Origin of the sequence: Romboutsia sp. (genome assembly GCF_051659545.1) — a bacterium.
GTDB lineage: Bacteria > Bacillota > Clostridia > Peptostreptococcales > Peptostreptococcaceae > JBOFOR01.
Map to the genome: position 1 here is coordinate 19907 of NZ_JBOFOR010000218.1, position 21539 is coordinate 41445.

At 29.2% G+C, this 21539-nt stretch carries 23 protein-coding genes; 2 read left to right on the forward strand and 21 right to left on the reverse strand.

All coding sequences use genetic code 11. The features are described from left to right. Positions 1 to 198: 198 nt before the first annotated feature. From ACRC03_RS11810 to ACRC03_RS11820, 3 genes are read right to left on the reverse strand one after another with little or no spacing between them, the layout of a single operon-like run. The gene (locus ACRC03_RS11810; protein WP_438652804.1) at positions 199 to 354 is read right to left on the reverse strand and encodes an arginine deiminase family protein; all 156 of its coding nucleotides are present in this window, start codon (positions 352 to 354) and stop codon (positions 199 to 201) included. Beyond that, positions 333 to 527, reverse strand: a complete 195-nt coding sequence (locus ACRC03_RS11815; RefSeq protein WP_438652805.1) for an arginine deiminase family protein — start codon at positions 525 to 527, stop codon at positions 333 to 335. Before ACRC03_RS11815 ends, ACRC03_RS11810 begins: the two co-directional genes overlap by 22 nt. Beyond that, positions 470 to 760, reverse strand: coding sequence for an arginine deiminase family protein (locus ACRC03_RS11820; protein ID WP_438652769.1), 291 nt, complete (start codon positions 758 to 760; stop codon positions 470 to 472). The genes ACRC03_RS11815 and ACRC03_RS11820 overlap by 58 nt, the downstream gene beginning before the upstream one ends. 339 nt (positions 761 to 1099) lie before the next feature. Here ACRC03_RS11820 and ACRC03_RS11825 point away from each other — a divergent pair, with 339 nt between their 5' ends. Next, positions 1100 to 2716, forward strand: a complete 1617-nt coding sequence (locus ACRC03_RS11825) for a Na/Pi cotransporter family protein (protein WP_438652770.1) — start codon at positions 1100 to 1102, stop codon at positions 2714 to 2716. A 33-nt stretch (positions 2717 to 2749) separates the two neighbouring features. Here the strand turns inward: ACRC03_RS11825 and ACRC03_RS11830 are convergent, their stop codons facing one another. Further along, positions 2750 to 3013, reverse strand: a complete 264-nt coding sequence (locus ACRC03_RS11830; RefSeq protein ID WP_438652771.1) for a hypothetical protein — start codon at positions 3011 to 3013, stop codon at positions 2750 to 2752. Between the two features lie 259 nt (positions 3014 to 3272). Here ACRC03_RS11830 and ACRC03_RS11835 point away from each other — a divergent pair, with 259 nt between their 5' ends. Then, positions 3273 to 4022: a lysophospholipid acyltransferase family protein gene (locus tag ACRC03_RS11835; RefSeq protein ID WP_438652772.1), complete on the forward strand. Its 750-nt coding sequence runs from the start codon at positions 3273 to 3275 to the stop codon at positions 4020 to 4022. A 20-nt stretch (positions 4023 to 4042) separates the two neighbouring features. Here ACRC03_RS11835 and ACRC03_RS11840 read toward each other — a convergent pair whose 3' ends face one another. From ACRC03_RS11840 to ilvB, 17 genes are all read right to left on the reverse strand, one after another. Further along, positions 4043 to 4474, reverse strand: coding sequence for an MOSC domain-containing protein (locus ACRC03_RS11840; protein ID WP_438652773.1), 432 nt, complete (start codon positions 4472 to 4474; stop codon positions 4043 to 4045). A 21-nt stretch (positions 4475 to 4495) separates the two neighbouring features. Further along, on the reverse strand, positions 4496 to 4963 hold the full coding sequence (moaC, locus tag ACRC03_RS11845; protein ID WP_438652774.1) for a cyclic pyranopterin monophosphate synthase MoaC: 468 nt from the start codon (positions 4961 to 4963) through the stop codon (positions 4496 to 4498). Position 4964: 1 nt separating this feature from the next. Beyond that, on the reverse strand, positions 4965 to 5924 hold the full coding sequence (moaA, locus tag ACRC03_RS11850; RefSeq protein ID WP_438652775.1) for a GTP 3',8-cyclase MoaA: 960 nt from the start codon (positions 5922 to 5924) through the stop codon (positions 4965 to 4967). Between the two features lie 47 nt (positions 5925 to 5971). Further along, complete coding sequence (locus ACRC03_RS11855) at positions 5972 to 6475, reverse strand: MogA/MoaB family molybdenum cofactor biosynthesis protein (RefSeq protein ID WP_438652776.1); 504 nt, start codon at positions 6473 to 6475, stop codon at positions 5972 to 5974. A gap of 115 nt (positions 6476 to 6590) precedes the next feature. Beyond that, positions 6591 to 7391, reverse strand: a complete 801-nt coding sequence (locus ACRC03_RS11860) for an XdhC family protein (protein ID WP_438652777.1) — start codon at positions 7389 to 7391, stop codon at positions 6591 to 6593. 27 nt (positions 7392 to 7418) lie between these two features. Further along, positions 7419 to 8234, reverse strand: coding sequence for a selenium-dependent molybdenum cofactor biosynthesis protein YqeB (gene yqeB, locus ACRC03_RS11865; RefSeq protein ID WP_438652778.1), 816 nt, complete (start codon positions 8232 to 8234; stop codon positions 7419 to 7421). A gap of 153 nt (positions 8235 to 8387) precedes the next feature. Continuing rightward, positions 8388 to 8756, reverse strand: coding sequence for a CoA-binding protein (locus ACRC03_RS11870; protein ID WP_438652779.1), 369 nt, complete (start codon positions 8754 to 8756; stop codon positions 8388 to 8390). 162 nt (positions 8757 to 8918) lie between these two features. Beyond that, positions 8919 to 9764 (reverse strand): DegV family protein, encoded by an 846-nt coding sequence (locus tag ACRC03_RS11875; RefSeq protein ID WP_438652780.1) that lies wholly within the window; start codon positions 9762 to 9764, stop codon positions 8919 to 8921. Positions 9765 to 10158: 394 nt separating this feature from the next. Next, on the reverse strand, positions 10159 to 10380 hold the full coding sequence (locus ACRC03_RS11880) for a hypothetical protein (protein WP_438652781.1): 222 nt from the start codon (positions 10378 to 10380) through the stop codon (positions 10159 to 10161). A 78-nt stretch (positions 10381 to 10458) separates the two neighbouring features. Further along, entirely contained in the window at positions 10459 to 12921 is a 2463-nt protein-coding gene (recQ, locus tag ACRC03_RS11885) for a DNA helicase RecQ (protein ID WP_438652782.1), read from the reverse strand. A 253-nt stretch (positions 12922 to 13174) separates the two neighbouring features. Beyond that, positions 13175 to 14254: a 3-isopropylmalate dehydrogenase gene (gene leuB / locus ACRC03_RS11890; RefSeq protein WP_438652783.1), complete on the reverse strand. Its 1080-nt coding sequence runs from the start codon at positions 14252 to 14254 to the stop codon at positions 13175 to 13177. Between the two features lie 14 nt (positions 14255 to 14268). Next, entirely contained in the window at positions 14269 to 14760 is a 492-nt protein-coding gene (leuD, locus tag ACRC03_RS11895; RefSeq protein WP_438652784.1) for a 3-isopropylmalate dehydratase small subunit, read from the reverse strand. A 14-nt stretch (positions 14761 to 14774) separates the two neighbouring features. Next, entirely contained in the window at positions 14775 to 16058 is a 1284-nt protein-coding gene (leuC, locus tag ACRC03_RS11900) for a 3-isopropylmalate dehydratase large subunit (RefSeq protein ID WP_438652785.1), read from the reverse strand. A 17-nt stretch (positions 16059 to 16075) separates the two neighbouring features. Beyond that, the gene (gene cimA / locus ACRC03_RS11905; RefSeq protein ID WP_438652786.1) at positions 16076 to 17665 is read right to left on the reverse strand and encodes a citramalate synthase; all 1590 of its coding nucleotides are present in this window, start codon (positions 17663 to 17665) and stop codon (positions 16076 to 16078) included. Then, on the reverse strand, positions 17658 to 19220 hold the full coding sequence (locus tag ACRC03_RS11910) for a 2-isopropylmalate synthase (protein WP_438652787.1): 1563 nt from the start codon (positions 19218 to 19220) through the stop codon (positions 17658 to 17660). Before ACRC03_RS11910 ends, cimA begins: the two co-directional genes overlap by 8 nt. Positions 19221 to 19250: 30 nt before the next feature. Continuing rightward, on the reverse strand, positions 19251 to 19745 hold the full coding sequence (gene ilvN / locus ACRC03_RS11915) for an acetolactate synthase small subunit (RefSeq protein WP_438652788.1): 495 nt from the start codon (positions 19743 to 19745) through the stop codon (positions 19251 to 19253). Positions 19746 to 19747: 2 nt separating this feature from the next. Further along, the gene (ilvB, locus tag ACRC03_RS11920) at positions 19748 to 21355 is read right to left on the reverse strand and encodes a biosynthetic-type acetolactate synthase large subunit (protein ID WP_438652789.1); all 1608 of its coding nucleotides are present in this window, start codon (positions 21353 to 21355) and stop codon (positions 19748 to 19750) included. Positions 21356 to 21539 lie beyond the last annotated feature (184 nt).

Here is a 21539-nt window from a genome sequence, read left to right on the forward strand (position 1 = left end):
AACATAAGGAGTTTAAATACGATTTGTTACTATATTCTAACCACATAATAATAGGAGTTTTTTATGAATACTATCTTAGCCGTGCACCTAGAGGAATCATGGATTTTATGTTTGTAAATTTAATAGATTATGGTAATTGGGAACCTCCATATTTATCTTATATCAAAAAAGACATCTCCTAAATAGGAGATATCTTTTTTATTCTCTAACCAATGGCATTGACATACATCTAGGTCCGCCTCTGCCTCTAGATAATTCAGAGGAGGGCATTGTATTAACTTTAATTCCATTTTCCTCTAATATTCTATTGGTAACATAATTCCTTGAATATACTACAACTTCACCAGGGCTAATATTGTACTTATTGTACTATAAGGCATATTGAAAAATATATTATTAGCTAATATTTCAATAGCTTGCGGTGGTGTTCTTTGAGATATTCCTACTGCAATGATATTTTCATTTATATTTAAAATGTCTCCACCTTCAATAGAGTATTCAAAGTTTCTATCATATACTCTATGAATATTTTTGTAATCTGAATGATATTAAAAATATAATCCGCATATATAGTTTCTCTACCTCTTGTAACAGAATACATTTTGTTCATACTTACACAATTTCCTATTGTAGCAAATGGGTCTCTAGTAAAGTATAAATTTGGCATAGGATCAGTTATAAATGGATAATCTGACTCTATATAGTCTGATAACATTTTTCTATCATATTTAGGTAATTCTAGTTTATTTATTCCTGACATAGTTTTTTGTACCAACTCTTTTTTAGACTTTATACTACTTACCCCTTGATATTTATAATTTTACAATTATTATATAAAGTTACCTTAGGTAACCTACAACTATTTTTAATTTACTATATTTTTATTATATTTTAAATTTTACTTAGTTTTTACATTCAAGGTATTTTTCCGCTTATTTTTTATGTGTTTTTATGTGTTTTTTTATACTTTTTATGTATATTTCATATTCTTAACGCGATTTTAACCTTTAGTTAATAATCTTCTAATCCTCTTTGCCTAATATTTTGCTACTATATATTTAAATCAAGCTTTATACATTAGTATAGGGAGGAAATTAATTTGAAAATTATAATAGGTCTAATGGGTGGCTTAGGTCTTTTTATTTTTGGAATGGATTTAATGAGGCGTGGACTACAAAGATGCGCTGGAGAAAATATAAAAAAAATTGTAGATCTTATTACTAAAAATATACTATTTTCAATTTTGGTAGGTTTAATAGTTACAGTAATTATTCAGAGTTCTAGTGCTACTACAGTTATGGTTGTAGGATTAGTAAATGCAGGTATATTAGGACTACCTCAAGCTTTAGGTATAATAATGGGTGCAAATATAGGCACTACTATTACTAGTCAGCTTGTTTCTTTTAATCTACATGGTATCGAGTCATTAGCTTTAATAGTTGGTATATTGCTATATTTATTTCCGCCAAGTGCCAAGTATAAATATTTTTCTGAGGTTTTGTTGGGAATAGGAATCTTATTTGTTGGTATGAATATTATGAAAACGTCAGTGGAACCTTTAATGTATCTTACAGCTTTTAAAAATACTTTATTATACTTTATTGCTCATCCAACTCTAGGTATTTTAGCTGGTTTTTTAGTAACAGGTGTTATTCAAAGTTCTAGTGCTTCAATAGGTATGTTGATGGCTATATGTTCTAATGGGCTTTTACCTTTAACTTCAGCTCTTCCAATAGTTTACGGAGGAAATATAGGTACTTGTGTGACTTCGTTATTTTCTAGTGTCGGTGCAAATAAAAACTCAAGAAGAGCTGCTATTATGCATTTAATATTTAATGTTATAGGCACCATTATATTTGTACTATTTTTAAGTAGACCTTTAGAATCTTTAGTTATTAAAATGTCTCCAGGTGATATTTCTAGACAAATAGCAAATTCTCATACTTTATTTAATCTTATAAATACTATTTTACTTTTACCATTTACTAATTATATAGTAAAACTTACTAATATAATAATACCTTATGATCATACTGAAAATTCTTTGGTAAATACCACTATGTACTTAGATGAAAGGATACTTCAAACGCCATCTCTTGCTTTATCTAACACTATGAAAGAAGTTGGTAGGATGGGTGATAGAACGTTACTTGCTTTAGATTGTTCTTTACAAGCAATTTTAACTTCTGATTTAGATAAAGTAAAAAAAGCACTCTATCATGAGGAAAAAGTCAACAAAATACAAAAAGATATTTTAAACTATTTATTAAGTTTATCTAAAACTAATCTTAGTGAAGATGAAAGTTATAGAACTACTAGTATTTTTAGTACTGTAAATGATATTGAAAAAATTTGTAATTATGCTGAAGATATTGCTAATATGACTAATACAGCTATTATAGCAAAATTTGATTTATCTGAAATTGATAGAGATGAACTTATTAGCTTATATAATAAGATTATTACTAATTTTAATAATGCAATTATATCTTTACAAAATAAAGATACAACCCTAGCTAACAAAGTTATAGAAGCTAAAAAGGAAATTTACTATCTTGAAAAAACATCTAGAAAAGCTCATATAAATAAGTTAAACGAAGGTAACTGTAATATTGAAATAGGCATTATGTATTTAAACTTAATATCTAATTTAGAAAAAATATCTATTCATTCTGCTAATATTGCAGAACAAGTTCTAATGCTACGTTACTGCTAATAAAAATAACCCTTCTTGCTAGGGTTATTTTTATTAATCAATTATAATTCTAATACTGTCTCCATTTTTTCTCTCTATGTGTGCAATTTCTCCAACTAAGTCATGATCAAAAGCTTGCATCAATACCGTTAAAAGTTTTTGGCTGTCTATAATATCAGCTTTGCTATTAAAGAAATCTATAGCATTATTTTTAATCATTTTCTTAACAAAATCTATAGGCAATTTTATGCTAACTTTGTCTCCCATATAAGATATAATTCTTATTCTTACCAATTTTTCTCCATGGTTTTTTATCATAACTCCTCCTAAAATTTCTATAAATATAAATTTAAACTTTGTCAAAAATATAATCATCACTGTAAATCTACAGTGTTTAATTTAATACTCTATTTTATATTCTGTATGTTATAATATATATTCCTAAATATGCTGATTTTTAATATTATATATTTGTAACCATATTTATTTTATGTTAAAATGTTTTATATTGAAATATTTCATATTAATCTATTAGGATTACTATAAATACCACTTTATTTTAAGGAGACGATTAACTTTGTTTAATTACATCAAATTTGCTATATACCAAGTAATAGGATTTATTTCATCTATACCTTTATTAATGAAACTAAAGAAAAACTTAAATAAATTCAGCAATCATGAGATTTTTAGCTTCTTACAAAAACAAGCTAAAACATCATTAAAACTCGTAGATATAGACCTTACTATTTTAGGAAAAGAAAATTTGCCTAACGAACCTGTTTTATTTGTAGCTAATCATTCTAGCATGCTAGATAGTTTTATTTTAATCTCTAGCGTAGATAGACCTATTGGTTGCTTAATAGCTGATGAGCCTGTGTGGAAAAACCTACCTATTGTTAATAAATGGGCTGATCTTATTAAATGTGTATATATTAATAGAAAAAATCCTAGAGATGGAATAAAAAGTATTTCTCAAGCTGCTAACAACATACTAGAAGGTCACAGTATGGCAGTTTTCCCTGAGGGAGATTTAACTTGGGTCAAAGATCCTAATGCCTTAATCTCTGATTTTCGAAATGGAGCATTAAAAATAGCTTATAAAGCTAATTGTCCAATTGTTCCTTTTGTTATAAAAAATTCTAAAGAAACTTATGAAGGGTACCAACCTATTGGAAAAATAAGTTCTGTTCCTGTAGAGGTGGAGTTTTTAGATCCAATCTACGATCATATAGAAAATCCACGATTAAAATCTACAACTCTAGGAGAAAATATAAAAAACAAAATGATTAATAAAATAAATGATTTTAGAACAAAAAAAGTATGAAGATAAAACTTCATACTTTTTTACATTATTTCTACAAGATCATCTACTTTTATAATTCCTTCTTTAATAACCTTTACAAAAATCCCTTCTCTTGGCATTACACAGTCTCCAGTAGTCTTTTTTATTTCACAACCACCATGACATTTTTTTCCTATTTGAGTTACTTCTACTTGGCAGTCACCTATTTTAATCATAGTTCCTATTGGTAATGTATGTACTTCTATTCCTTCTGTAGTAATATTTTCTGCAAAATCTCCAAATTTCAGATGATCAAAGCCTTTAGCTTTCATTTTATCTATACTCTCTTTAGCTAAGATACTTATTTGACGATGCCAGTTTCCTGCATGAGCATCCCCACATATTCCATAATTAATTTTTATTTCTGCTTTATCAACAGGTATTTTTACTACGCCTTTTTCTGTACTTGTATTTATAGATACTATTTTTGCCATTAATCTCCCACCTTAATATACTTAAAATTTAAAATCTCCAGATTTTCCACCTGTTTTTTCAACAAGATGAATATTGCTTATTATCATCTTTTTATCTACAGCCTTGCACATATCATAAATTGTAAGAGCTGCTATTGTGCAAGCATTTAATGCTTCCATCTCTACACCTGTTTTTCCATGAGACTTACAAGTCGAATAAATTTTTATAGATGAAGATTGTTCTATTATTTCAAATTCTAAGTCACATCCAACTAAATTTATTTGATGGCACATTGGTATATTTAAAGAAGTATTTTTAGCTCCCATTATTCCTGCTACTTGAGCTACTGAAATTACTTCCCCTTTTTTAATTTGTCCATTTTTTATCTTATCTAATGCATCTCTACTCATGGTAATTGTCGCTGTTGCTACTGCTATTCTAGTAGTTTCATCCTTGTTACTTATGTCTACCATTTTTGCATAACCTTTTTCATTTATGTGAGTTAACATATTATCCTCCAATTTCATACATACACCTATTCGTGTCACTGCTTAGATTTTCATTTAAGTGATGTTTCTCTGGCTTATTTAAAATAATCTCTTTCATTATTTCTCTAAACATCATTGGCCTATTTAAATAATATTTTATATCTATTTCTTCACGAGAATGTAAACATAGTTTTATTTTCCCATTTGATGTAATTCTTATTCTATTGCAATTTTTACAGAAAGAACAACCTAACGGAGTTATTATACCTATTTTACCTTTTGATGTTCTATATTCATAGTAATCTGCTGTACTATTTTCATTACTATTTAATTTATAGATTCCATCTATATTTTCAATAAATTCTCTTATATTAAAATATCCCTTTTGATAAAGTTTTTGTCCTTCTCCTAATGGCATTAGTTCTATAAATCTTACGTCTATAGGATAAAAATTAGTCATAAGCATAAAGTCTTCTATTTCATCATCATTAAATTCATTTATAATAACACAATTTACTTTTACATTAAGTCCTAATTTTACACAAGTTGTTATAGCATTTAGAGCATGTTTTATATCTCCGCCTCTTGTTATACTTTTATACTTGTATGACTTTAATGAGTCTAAACTTATATTTACCTTTTTTAGACCAACCGCTTTTAATTCTCTTGCTTTTTCTGCAAGTCCAATTCCATTTGTAGTTATTGCTACATCTTTTATATTACATTCTTCATAAGTAAATTTAATAAGTTCCTTTAAGTAGGGATATAATAATGGTTCTCCTCCCGTAAATCTAACCTTTGTTATACCTAACTCTGATAATCCTTTTATAATAAACTTATAATCCTCAAAACTTAATTCATCATTCATATAATTTTTTTCAAATTTAACATCTGATGGCATGCAGTAAACACACCTTAAATTACATTTGTCTGTAAGTGAAATACGAGCATAATTTATGTTTCTTCCAAATTTATCTTTCATATCTAGCTACCCTCTTTGCCTACTATTTATATATATTTAATTATATACTACTTTTCAATTTTAGTGGCACATTCTGTAGCTTCTCCTGTTAAAATTTCTATTCCATGGTCTAATACATCAATTATGAAGCTTAAATTTTCAATTGCTCCTTTAGGACTCCCTGGTAAATTTATTATTATTGAATTACCTCTTATGCCACTTATACCTCTACTTAGTATTGCTTTTTTAGTTATTTTAGTTGACTCCATTCTCATATACTCACTAAGACCTGGTATTTCTTTTTGAATAATAGCCTTAGTTGCTTCTGGAGTTATATCTCTTTTGGAAAAACCCGTCCCTCCATTAGTTAAAACTAAATCCGCTTTATTATTGTCACAGATTTCTACAAGATTTTTTTTTAAGGTATCTTCATCATCTTTTATTAACGTGTAGCTTACTACTTTATAATTCCCTATAGATTCAACATATTCTTTTAATTTAGGGCCTGTTATATCTTCTCTTTTACCTTCATATCCTTTGTCACTAAGCGTTATAATTGCAACTCTAAACATGTACTGCCTCCTTATTTAATTTGTCATAAATCGCCATATATATATATTATCTATTTAACAATTACTTTCCTCTATATTTATTTTGTATTTTTTAATTTTTATTTGTTGTTTGATCTTATTTTTTATCTTTTCTATGTGATAAATCGCCTTTATTTTTTATCATTAAAATTTCTGCTAAAATTCCAAAAGCAATTTCACTTACTTCAGTTGAAGATATATTAATACCTACCGGTGCATAGACTTCATCTAATTTATCTTCTTTTATTCCTTCTTTTATTAACTCTTTTTTTATAGTTAACCATTTTTTTCTACTACCAATCATTCCTATGTAAGCTACTTCATTATTTATAACTTCTCTTAAAGCTTCTAAATCTTTTTCATAACCTCTCGTTGTAATTACCACATAAGTATTTTTATCTATGTATATCTCTTTTAATATTTTAGATATCTCTCCTGAATAAACTTCTTCTGCTTCCTTGAATCTTTCTTCATTGGCATAGTCTTCTCTATCATCAACTACTATAGTATGAAAATTTAAACTTCTAGAAATTTTATATATATTAAATCCTATATGACCTCCTCCCACTATTAATAACTTAGGATTTGGTTTAAATACCTTTATATATCCTTTTACATCGCCTCCACATTCCATAGGCGTATCTTTAGATGTGTTATTTAAATTATATTCAAATATGCTATCTTCATTTTTTTCTAAACAATCTTTGCACTTATTCATAATTTTATGCTCTAAGATACCTCCACCAACAGTTCCAATCACACTTTCATTCTCAAACATACAAAGTATAGCTCCTTGCTTTCCAGGACTAGAACCTTTTACTTCTGTTAAAGTAGCCATTGCTACAGAGGCACCTTTTTTTAATTCTTCGCTTATTCTTTCTAATATCTTTCGATCCATATTCAACCTCTCTATCTAATTAAAATATTATATTGGAAATATTTTTTTTGAAAGTATTACCTCCAATACACTTCCTGATATACATCTTGCTTTATCTGAAATTGTACAACTATTTTTTAGTTCTTCTATCCTAGGGTCTATATCTAATATTTTTAATTTCGCAGGTATTTGGCTCCCACTTTTTATTATACCCCTTAATATTCCATCTATTGTAGCTATAACTTCATATTTTTCTCCATTTCCATCTTTTATATAGGCTAATACTTGTCCTTTTTTCACTATATCGCCTATATCACATAAGTTTTCTATTCTTCCCGAAGTATTAGAATACACTACTCTTTCTTTACTAACTCCATTTATACTTCCTGGTACTCCTGTATTCTTTAGTGCTTTTCCAATACTAATTACTCTTCCTAAATTGTGCCCTCTCATAGTTTCAATAACCATATGAACATCTTCTCCTGCACAAAATCCAGGTCCTAATCCAATAGTTAGTGGTGCCATAGTTTTATTAGTCCCTAAATTTTTTTTTGCTAGTATAGAATCTATTACTACGCTTGGTTTTAATTTCTCTATGTACTCTCCTGTAGGGTCTATTACTAAAGCCACCTTACCTTCTTTTAAAGTGGCTTTTACCTCTTCTACATTCTTACTAAACTTACAAGTAACTTCTTCAACTATTATCTCTTTTTCATACACAGCTTCACAAAATGCCACATGTCTCCTTATAGCTAATGGTTTTTCTACCTCTAAGGCTACTACCTTAAAGCCACATTTATTTAATCTATGGATTATTCCAGTAGCTATATCTCCTGCTCCTCTTACTAAAATTATATTATTCATATTTTTCTCCAAACCTTATTTGAATTATTGTCATATACATTAGTATTATACAATACATTTTTATCGTTTTATAGATTTATGATTTGTTTTATGCGTATATCTAGCTACTTAATTTTATCTAAAATAAAAAAGAAATCCATTTAGATTTCTTTTTTATTTTAATTCTTTATATAGATTTAATTTATTCTCCACATTTAATTTCATATCTTTTGATATTTTTAATATTTGCTCATTGCAGCTATCTTTATCAATCCATATATTCTTTATATCTAAAAGCTCCATTTCTTCAAGTATTGAATATACATCTATAGATTGTTCTAAAATAGCTACAACATCTATGTTATAAGGTACATCTTTTAAGCTTTCATAAATCTCTACTCCATCAATATAATTTTTATTTGCATCTATGCCTACTACAGTATGTTTTTTCTCCATAAGTGCTTCTATAACTTTATATTCTATAGATTCTTGACTTTTATCCTTAATTAAAACTGCCCATGAATTGTATCTAAGCAAATTCATATATATTCCTCCAAATAAATACTTCTCTACAAACTATTATATGATATATTTCAAAGTGTTTACTCCATTTTATCATTGTAGTAAAATTAAATCAAAGGTTTTTATACAATAAAAAGCTCTCAGAATATATTTTAAATTAACTGAGAGCTTTTTATTATATTTTTATTTGTCGCAGCAAGCTATGCCTAATACTGTAGGTCCTGTATGCGCGCATATACAACTTCCTATATTAACAATCATAATTTCATCAACATGTAATTCTTCATTTATTTTCTTCATTAGGTTTTCAAGATCACCATTATTATCTCCACAACCAATTAAAATTTGCTTATCTTTTAAATTGTCTCCATAAGTTTCTTTTATAATTTCTATAATTTTACCTACTACTTGCTTTTTGCCTCTACTTTGTGATAATGACTTTACGTTTCCAGCTTCAATACAAAGAATCGGCTTAATATTAAGCATATTTCCTATCGTTGCTTTTGCTAAAGATACTCTTCCTCCTTTTTGTAAGTATTCTAAAGTGTCAACTGTAAATAATACAGACATATTACTTTTAATTTTTTCTAAATGATTAACTATTTCATTAATAGTTTTTCCTTCTTGTGCTAATCTTGCTGCAGAAAGAACTACACATCCACTTCCTATTGATAAAGATAAGCTATCGAATGTATGAATATCTCCTTCTGTATCATTTTTTGCCATTACTGCACTCTGGTATGTACCTGAGGCATTTGAAGAACCTGCTATATATAATACCGATTTATATTCATTAATATATTTTTCAAATACGTTCTTAAAACTCATATATGTTACTTGAGATGTTTTAGGTAAGTTATCACTTTGCCTAAGCATTTTATAAAAATCTTCTTTTGTTATATCTATTCCATCTATATATTCTTTTTCCTCGAAAATCACACTTAACGGTACTACATGTATATTATATTTTTCTATTAACTCCTTAGGTATATCCGATAAACTATCACAAACTATTTTTATATTACTCATTACATTCCTCCATCTTGCTATTTTTATGTACCATGTACTATATTAAGATATTATTACTAGGTATTAATATCTTATCATTATTTAAATTTTATTTCAATATTATTTTTTAATAGGTACTTTATTCTATTATTTAATTCTCCATATTTTATTTCAATATTTCCCAGGAAATTTAAAGCAAATAATAAAAATTTTACTTCGCTTAAGCGACCTGTCGGCGAAACACTTCATATCGCCAACGGCTCTGCGCGTTGCTAAAAAACTTTTTTTACTCTCACTAAGTCTATCGACGTAGCCTAAATATAACAACTTATTCACAGTTTTTTAGGCTATATAATATCCTTAATCGTAAAAAAATAGTCAATTAAGTAAAAATACTTAATTGACTATTTTTTCATTATTTTTTTTTATTTTTATTGTTATAATCTGGCCTCTTTAATTTTTTATCCCTTGGAGCATTTCCTCTATAAACATTTTTTATACATTTAAAAGCAATTCCTAATCCGAACATAGCTGGAAGTATAAATAAAGGGAGTTTTTTAAAAAATAACATACTCACTATAAATGTTAATACTCCCATTAATCCTAAACTTAAATTTAATTTATACCATCTCTCCATGAATCTATCCCCCTTAGACTTAAAACCTTATATTTATACAATTTCTATATTTAGGTTATAAATACCTTTATATATTTTTTAATTATTTAGGTATTTTTCTAGTATTACCCCTCTTATACTTTCGTATTTTATATGGTCTGGTAACGCCTTTTTTATTACACTAATCTTTTCATCTCCAAATTTTTCACAGGCCTCTAACACCATTTCTTTTTCATCTTTTGTATAGAATTTTTTAACATCTATATCAAAGTTTATGTTTTGATTAAGTTTTATATAATCATAAATATAACCAAGTATAGTAGATATAGAAACTTCTATTTCTTCGGATACTTCTTTAATATCCTTACCTTGGTTTAATAAGTCTAAGGCTATTTCATCATTTTTTCGGCTATCTCCATCTATTACAAGCTTAAGCTTTTTTTTGTCATTCCATTTTGGAGTTATGTTATTTTCTTCTACATGTTGTTTTACTATTTTTATAATATTAGTGCCATATTTATCTATTTTAACTGGACCAATTCCGCCTATATCTTTGAGTTGTTCTTCTTCTAAAGGATATCTACCACTGATTTCTTTTAGAGTTGTTGCACTAATTATCATATAAGGCAAGCTTCCTTCAGCTTTGGCAACACTTAATCTAAACGCTCTTAGTTCTTCATATAAATTTGTATCTGTGCTTACATGGAAAAATTCATCATCCTCAATATTCTCTTCACTCTCGCTGTTCTTAGCCTGTGTAACCTTCTTATCTATATTATTTTTTATTATATATTCTTTTACTATCTCTTCGAATTCACTTCCATATTTTTGGTATTTTATTTCTCCTATACCAGATATAGCTAACATTTCATCTTTATTTGTAGCAAAGTTTATTGCTATGCTTTTTAAAGTAGCATCTCCAAACACCATATATGGTGCTATTTTTTCTTCTCTTGCTATTTGACTTCTTAATTCTATTAGTTTTTCGTATAATTCATTTTCTACATAAAGTGATTTAGTTACATTAACTTCTTTAAATTCAACCTTTATTTCATTTTTGATTACCTTCATTGATTGTTGATTTAATACTATAGTTGGGTAGCTACCTTTATAACCTACATTTTCTACTACATCTAGAAATCCATGCGACACTAAGGTATTGATAAAGTTTTTTAATTCTTCATTAGAGTAATTTTTCATAATTCCATAAGTAGTAATTAAATCAAAATTTAATTCTAATACTTTTTTATTTTTTGACCCTCTAAGTACATCTATAATCATAGTTACACCATATGCTCTTTTCATTCTGGCAATACAAGAAATTACTTTTTGTGCATCTAAAGTTTTATCCACTACCTCACCTTCATTTAGACAGTTACTACAATTGTTGCAATCTTTTACTACACTTTCTCCAAAGTACGATAATATACTTTTTCTGTAACAATCATTACTGTATACCAAGTCTACGATCTGTTGTAGTTTTTTATATTGGACCATTTTTCGGTTTGGGTTTTCTATTCCAACTTCCACTAAATATTTTTGAGTATGAACATCTCCTGGTGAAAATAATAATATACATTCACTTTTATCTCCATCTCTACCAGCTCTACCAATTTCTTGATAATAGTTTTCAATACTTTGAGGCATATTATAATGTACTACCCATCTAATATTAGGTTTATCTATACCCATACCAAAAGCATTTGTTGCAACCATTATTTTTATTTCATCATTTATAAATTGCTCTTGATTCACTTTTCTTTCTTCTTGCGATAAACCTGCATGATATCTAGAAACTGAAAATTCTCTTTTCAATAATCCTTCATAGATATTTTCTACTTCTTTTCTAGTTGCAGCATATATTATACCGCTTTCATTCTTATGATTTTGTGCATAGTTAAGAATATATTTATTTTTAGCTCCTGATTTTATAATATTTATAGATAAATTTTCTCTATCAAATCCAGTTACAAATATGTGAGGGTTGTCCAAATTCAATACATTTACTATATCGTCTCTTACTTCATCTGATGCAGTAGCTGTAAAAGCTGTTATTATAGGTCTTTTTTTTAATTTTTTTATAAAGTAAGGTATTCTCTTGTAACTTACCCTAAAATCATGTCCCCATTGTGATACACAGTGTGCTTCATCTATTGCTACTTGAGTAATATTTTTATTTTTCATTATTTCTATAAAGTCTGTATTATCTAGTCTTTCAGGTGCTACGTAAATTATTTTATATTTGTCATCTTCAATGTTTTGTAATATATTACTGTACTCACTATTTGAAAGTGAACTATTGATAAAATCAGCTTCTATGCCCATAGTTTTCAGGGTATCTACTTGATCTTTCATTAGAGATATTAAGGGAGATATTATAATAGTCAATCCTTCAAGTATTAGTGCTGGCACCTGATAACATATAGATTTACCTCCACCAGTTGGCATTATTGCAAGTACATCATTTTCATTTATAATTGAATTTATAATATTTTCTTGTCCTTTTCTATAGCTAGTGTAGCCATAGTATTTATGTAATATATCTAAAGGTTTTTTATTCATCTTTACCTCCTTCTACCGAACTTATGTTTGTTGTAATTATAATCATTTTATTTATTTTTTATTCATTGTACTTTATACCTTATCTCTATTTTAACATATAAATAAAAGCTATGATTCTATAGAGATTAAATTCTATTATATCATAGCTATTATTTATAAATTATTTAAATTAAGTTAATTCAAAATATATTTTTATTTTATTGCTTAATTGCAATATCAAATTAAACCATTTTTAAATAGTATATATTTGTTCCTATTTTATAAATTGTGCTATCAAACTTCCCATTTCTTTAGTTCCTACACAATTCATATTTTCACTCATTATATCGATTGTTCTATAACCCTTATCTAAAACTTGATTTACTGCATACTCTATTGAATTTGCTTCTTGTTCCAAGTCTAATGAATATCTTAGCATCATTGATACTGACAATATTGTAGCTATAGGATTTGCTTTATTTTGTCCTGCTATATCTGGAGCACTGCCATGTATAGGTTCATATAATCCAAATTTACCACTTCCCAAGCTAGCAGAAGGTAACATTCCTATAGAACCTATTAACATACTAGCTTCATCAGATAATATATCACCAAACATATTCGAAGTAACAATTACATCAAATTGTTTTGGATTTACAATGAGTTGCATTGCTGCATTATCTACATACATGTGAGAATATTCTACTTCAGGATATTCTATAGCTACTTTTTGTACTACTTCTCTCCAAAGCCTAGAAGATTCTAGTACATTAGCTTTATCTACAACAACTAGTTTTTTATCTCTTTTCATTGCTATATCAAATCCAACCCTAGTAATTCTATCTATTTCTTCTACATTATAATATTCAGTATCAGTTGCATAAGTTTTTGAGTAATCTTCGTTGTCAACTCTTTCTTTTTTCCCAAAGTATATTCCGCTAGTAAGCTCTCTTACTATTAGCATATCTAATTTATCACCTATTATCTCCTCTTTCAGAGGACTTGCATGTTTTAACTGTTTGTATAGTATTGCAGGTCTTAAGTTTGAAGAAAGCCCTAACTCCTTTCTTATACCTAATAGACCTTTTTCGGGTCTATCTCCATTAGAAAGATTCTCCCACTTCGGTCCACCTACTGCTCCTAATAAAACTGCATCTGCCTTTTTACATTCATCTACAGTATCTTGAGGAAGAGATGTTCCTTTTTGATCTATTGCTATTCCACCCATTAACTTTTCTTTATAATTAAATTTATGACCGTAAACTTCTCCAACTTTATCTAAAACAATTAGTGCTTGCTCTATTATATCTGGTCCAATTCCATCTCCAGGTAATGTTACTATATTATATTCCATTTTATAATTGCCCCCTATTTTTGATTTTCCTTTACGTAATTTACAAGCCCATTGGACTTAATAATATTTTGCATAAATTCAGGGAACGGTTGAGCATTATAACTTTCATTTTTAGTTATATTTTTTATTAGCCCCGATGCAAAGTCTACTTCTACCATATCTCCTTTTTCTATGTTTTTTACAGCTTCTTCACACTCTAATATAGGAAGCCCTATATTTATTGAATTTCTATAAAATATTCGTGCAAAAGATTTCGCAATGACGCAAGATATTCCACTAGCCTTTATAGCTATAGGTGCATGTTCTCTCGAAGAACCACATCCAAAATTCTTATCTGCAACTATAATATCTCCTACCTTTACTTCATTTACAAAATCTTTATCTATATCTTCCATACAGAATTTTGCAAGCTCTTTTGGATCTGATGTACTTAAGTATCTTGCAGGTATTATTACATCTGTATCAACATTATCTCCATATCTAAATACCTTTCCTTTTGCTTCCATAAATAGTCCCCCCCTTATATTCCTACTTCTTCTAATACTTCTACCTTTTCAGGATTTGATATGTATCCTGTTAAAGCTGATGCCGCTGCTACTGCCGGGCTAGCTAAGTATACTTCTGATTCTACATGACCCATACGCCCTACAAAGTTACGATTTGTTGTAGCTATTGCCCTTTCTCCTTTAGCAAGTATTCCCATATGTCCTCCTAAGCAAGGTCCACATGTAGCTGTACTAAATACACATCCTGCTTCAACTAAATCCTCAACTATTCCTTCTCTTATCGCTTGTAAATATATCTTTTGAGTTCCTGGGAACACAATTGTACGAATTCCTTTTTTTACTTTTTTACCTTTTAATATATCCCTAGCTATTCTTAAGTCTTCCATTCGTCCATTTGTACATGAGCCTATGACAACTTGATCTATTTCTACCATTCCAACTTCATCTATAGTCTTTGTATTACTTGGTAAGTGTGGAAAAGCTACCGTTGGTCGAATTTTAGATAAATCGATTTCTATAACTTCATCGTAATAAGCATCTTTGTCTGGTTCGTAGATTGTATATGGTTTTATGCTATGCTCTTTTACAAACTCTATTGTTTTTTCATCTACTATAAATATTCCATTTTTAGCTCCAGCTTCTATTGCCATATTAGCCATACAAAGTCTAGAATCCATAGAAAGATTATGTACACCTTCTCCCACAAATTCCATAGATTTATATAAAGCACCATCAACACCTATCATACCTATTATATTAAGTATTATATCTTTTCCACTTACATGTTTACTTGGAGTATTTTTAAGTACAAATTTAATAGCTGAAGGAACTTTAAACCAGGCTTTACCTGTTGCCATTCCAGCTGCCATATCAGTACTTCCTATTCCCGTAGAAAAAGCTCCTAATGCTCCATAAGTACAAGTATGTGAATCTGCTCCTATTACAACATCTCCAGGAACAACCAATCCCTTTTCTGGGATTAAGGCATGCTCTATTCCCATTTCCCCTACTTCAAAATAATTTTCTACTTCCTTTTCAAGTGCAAATTCTCTTACATATTTACATTGCTCCGCTGCTTTTATATCCTTGTTTGGTGTAAAGTGATCTGGTACAATTGCAATTTTTGATTTATCAAAAACTCCATCAAATCCTATTTTATTGAATTCATTAATTGCCACTGGAGTTGTAATATCATTACCAAGTACTAAATCTAAGTTTGCTTGTATTAATTGACCTGCCTCCACCTTTTCAAGATTAGCGTGAGCAGCTAATATTTTTTGAGTCATTGTCATTCCCATATAAATTCCCCCTCTTTCTATAAGTACGTCTTAAATTTCTTTTCAATATCTTTTATCAATTTGTATTCGATTGAGTCTACTAATGCAATCCAACTCGCTTCTATAATATCAGATGAAACTCCTACAGTACTCCAGTAGTCTTCTCCATCAGTAGATTCTATTAATACCCTCGTTATAGCTGCAGTAGCAGCCTGTGTATTAAGCACTCTCACTTTGTAATCAGTAAGGTGCATATTTTTAAGTTCTGGATAAAATCCTTCAAGAGCTTTTCTAAGTGCCTTATCAAGTGCATTTACTGGACCTTCACCTTCTGCAGCTGTTATTTCTTTTTTGCCATCGACTACTAGTTTTATTATAGCTGATGAACTTATTCCTTTTTGGGAATTTGGTTGTTCTCCTATTATTTTAAATTCACCTACATCAAAAAATGGCTTATATTTTCCAAGTGTCTTTCTTACTAAAAGTTCAAAAGTTCCATCTGCTCCTTCAAATTGATAGCCCCTATGCTCCATTTTTTTTATTTCATCTATAATTTTAGTTGTTAACTCATGATTTTTTTCTAAATGAGGGTATAACTTTTGTATTTTTTCTATTATAGTACTTCTACCTGCTACTTCTGACATCAAAAATCTTCTTTCATTTCCAACCATACTTGGTTCTATATGTTCAAAAGATTTAGAAGCTTTTGTAACTCCATCTATATGCATTCCAGCTTTATGAGTAAAAGCACTTCTTCCTACATAAGGCATATTACTTTTTAAACTTATATTTGATATTTCTGCAATTTTCCTAGATGTGATAGTTAGTTTTTCTATGTTATCTTGTTCTATACACCTATATCCTTTTTTTAGTTGAAGGTTCGGTATAATAGTAGATAAATTTGCATTTCCACATCTTTCTCCAAATCCAATCAAAGTACCTTGTACATGATTAGCTCCTCCAAGTACAGCCATTATACTGTTAGCTACAGCCATTCCCGTATCATCATGGGCATGTATTCCAATATTAGCATCAATACTTTCAGATACCTCTTTTACAATATCATATACTTCATTTGGAAAAGAACCTCCATTTGTTTCACAAAGTACTAAACAGTCTGCACCTGCTTTTAATGCTACTTGTAGTGTTTTTAAAGCATATTCTTTATTATTTTTGTATCCATCAAAAAAATGTTCCGCATCAAAAACTACTTCTTTATTATTGTCCTTAAAAAATTTTATGGTGTCATAAATCATATTCAAATTTTCTTCTAGTGTAGTTTTTAATATATGTTCTACATGAAAATCCCACGTTTTACCAAATATAGCTACTGTAGGTGTATCTGCTCTTATCAATGAATTTATATTTGCATCGTCTTCAACCGGTGTATTCATTCTTCTTGTACTACCAAAGGCTGTAAGCTTTGCATTTTTCAACTCTATTTTTCTTACATTTTTAAAAAATTCCAGGTCCTTGGGATTAGAACCTGGATTTCCTGCTTCTATATAACTTACTCCTAATTCATCTAAAGTTTCTACGATTTTTAACTTATCTGCTACAGAGAAAGAAATTCCTTCAGCTTGTGCTCCATCTCTTAAAGTTGAATCAAATATTAATATTTTATTCACTTGTAGCAACCTCCCTTTGAACTTCATCCTCACTATCAGTCTCATTATCATAAATCATATTATTTATTGCAGATATATAAGCAAGTATACTTGCATCAACTATATCTAAACTTATACCATGTCCATTGTATACTTTCCTATTTTTATTTATTTTTACACTAACCTCACCTTGTGCATCAGTTCCACCTGTTACCGCATTAATTGAGAAATTTGCTAAAGCAAACTCTCCACCAACTATTTTATTTATGGCTTTGTATGACGCATCCACTGGGCCATCATAAGAAGACATTACTGCTTCATAAATTTCTCCACTTTTGTGTATCAATCTTACTGAAGAAGTTGTAGTTATAGTGTTTCCTGAATTAACTACAAACCTATCCAATTTATAAGTTTCTGGAATAACTATAGTACCTCTTACAACTAATGCTTCTATATCATTGTCACTAACTTCTTTTCTTTTATCTGCTAAAACCTTAAACTGCTCAAATGCCTTATTCAATGCGTCTTCTTTAAGATTATATCCCATTGATTTAATTTTATCTTCAAAGGCATGACGACCTGAATGTTTACCTAAAACTAATGTTGTTTTCTTAAGTCCTATAGATTCTGGAGTCATTATCTCGTAAGTACTACTATTTGCCAACATACCATGTTGATGTATTCCTGATTCATGGGCAAATGCATTTTCACCGACAATAGCTTTATTAGGTTGAACTCTAACACCTATTATTCCGCTTAATAATTTACTCGTTCTATAAATTTCTTTAGTATTTATATTGCAATCTATGTTGTATAAGTCTTTTCTAGTATTTAAATTCATAGCTATTTCTTCAAGTGCTGCATTTCCAGCTCTTTCTCCTATGCCATTAACTGTGCATTCTATTTGAGTAGCACCCGCTAATGCTGCTGCTAAAGAATTTGTTACCGCCATACCTAAGTCATTATGACAATGGACAGATATATCTGCCCTATGAATATTAGAAACATTCTCTTTTATGCCTTTTATTAATTTACTATATTCCCAAGGCGATGTGTAACCTACTGTATCAGGTACATTTATTACTGTAGCTCCTGCATTTATTACGGCTTCGAAAATTCTATATAAAAATTCTTTATTGCTTCTCGATGCATCCTCTGCTGAAAACTCTACGTCTTCCACATATTTTTTGGCATACTTCACCATCTCTACAGCAGTTTCAAGAACTTCTTCTTCGGTTCTTTTTAATTTATATCTCATATGAATGTCAGATGTAGCGATAAAAGTATGTATCCTCGGATATTTTGCATTTTCAAGTGCTTGACCTGCTGCATCTATATCCTTTTTTAATGCACGAGCAAGACTTGCTACTTTTATATTTTTTATTGTGGATGCTATAGTTTTTACTGATGTAAAATCTCCTGGAGATGCTATGGCAAAGCCAGCTTCAATAATATCTACCCCCAATCTCTCTAGTTGTAATGCCATCTCAACTTTTTCAGTTAAGTTCATGCTGCAACCAGGTGATTGTTCTCCATCTCTAAGAGTAGTATCAAAAATTTTAATTCTATTTCCCATAACTTAAATCCCCCCATTAACAAATTTCCCTTATTTTTCTCCTCTTTGAAGTGCTGTAAGACCAGTTCTAATAAACTCTTTTATTCCATATGGCTTAAGGAGAGATGTAAGCGTACTTATTTTTTCTTGATCTCCCGTTACCTCTATAATAAGTTCTTCATGAGATACGTCCACTATATGTGCCCTAAATAAATTGCTTATTTCTATTATTTGAGGTCTACTAGGATTATCCGATTTAACTCTTATTAGAGCTAACTCTCTATACACAGCTAAATTTTCTTTAAGCTCAATTACTTTTATTACGTCTATTAGCTTATTTAATTGCTTTTTTATTTGCTCTAAGGTGTGCTCTTCTGAGCTTAAAGCTATTGTCATCCTAGAAATACTAGGCTCTTCTGTTTCTCCTACAGATAAACTATCTATGTTGTACCCTCTTCGGCTGAATAATCCTACTATTCTACTTAACACCCCTGGGCTATTTTCTACTAAAACAGATATTGTATGCTTTTCCATATTATCACTCATTTCTATAAAGTACTCTCATTATCACTCACAATAAACTCTAGTAAATATGGTCTATTGCTCTCTATGGCTTCTTTTATACTTGATGAAATATCTTCTTTCTTATTTATAGTTTTTGAGTCTATTCCATAGGCATGTGCTATTTGGATAAAGTTTGGATTATAATTTAGGCAAACTCCATACTCTTTGCTATCTCCATTTCTTTGTATCTCTCTCACCAAACCTAAACCACTATTGTTAAATAAGACTATTATAGGCTTTACATCCTCTTGTTTAAGAGTAGATAGTTCAAATAAACTCATTTGAAAACTTCCATCTCCAAGTATACTTACAACTTGTTTACCTTTATCTCCTATACTTGCTCCAATTGATGCAGGTATACTATAACCCATGGTTCCAAAACCACCTGAACAAAGTACCCTTCTGTCACCCCTCATTTCCATATTTCTTACTGTCCATAATTGATTTTGACCAACATCTGTTACTATTACAGCATTATCATCAAGTAAGTTTGATAACTCTCGAATTACTAGTTTAGGATTTACAAATCCATCTTGATGAATTTCTTCTTTTATTTGTATTTTTGATTTTATTTCTTTTTTCCAATCTTCAGTATCTGTATATTCAATTAAGTCTAATAGCTCTTTTAATATGTTTTTAGCATCTCCTACTACTGGTACTGTTGCTGATGTAATTTTTCCAATTTCAGCTGGATCTATATCAATATGAATAATATTTGTATTTTCATTTAACTTTCCTGCATTAGCTATTGCTCTATCTGCTTTTCTGACTCCGATAAAAAGAATTGTATCAGCATTTCTTATTGCCCAGTTTGAATGGTTAAATCCATGACTACCTATCATTCCGAAGTTTAAACTTAATTTAGTTGGCATTACTCCAACTCCCATAAGTGTATGAACTAAAGGTATGTTAGACTTTTGTACGAACTCTTCTAATTCATATTGTGCTCCTGATAGTATTACACCACCACCTGCACAAATAAGTGGTTTTTTACTATTTTTTATTAGTCTTATTGCTCTTTTTATTTGACCTATATGTCCATTTACAGTAGGCTTATATCCTCTAATTTTTATATCCTTTGGATATGAGTAATTGATTTGTTCTTCTTGTAAATCCATAGGTATATCTATGAGTACTGGTCCCGGTCTTCCAGTTTTAGCTATATAAAATGCCTCTTTAACTATTTTAGGTAATTGTTGTGGATCTTTTAATAAATAACTGTGTTTTATAAATGGTTGTGTAGCACCGGTTATATCTACTTCTTGGAATACATCTCTTCCTATAAGCGTGGACTTTACTTGCCCTGTTATTATTACTATAGGTATCGAATCCATATATGCTGTCGCTATTCCAGTAATAAGATTTGTTGCTCCTGGACCTGATGTAGCTACACATACACCAGCTTTATTGGTAATTCTGGCATAACCACTAGCACTATGTACTGATGCTTGCTCCTGTCTTACAAGAACATGATGTATTTGAGATATTCTTAAAGATTCATATATTGATATAACTGATGCACCTGGATAACCAAATACAGTATCTACTCCTTCTTCCATTAAACATCGAATAAGTACATCTGATAATTTCATTTATCTATCCTCCTCCCTTTTTTATTTTTGTTTATAAAATGGTAATATTACTATATTCTATTTGAATTTTCAGATTATTTCAATAACTATATTTTAAAAATTTAAATTTTATATGTTGTTTAATTTATAAATAGATTTATTTAAGATTATTTACTTAATAAAATAAAGATTTGATGGCAATATA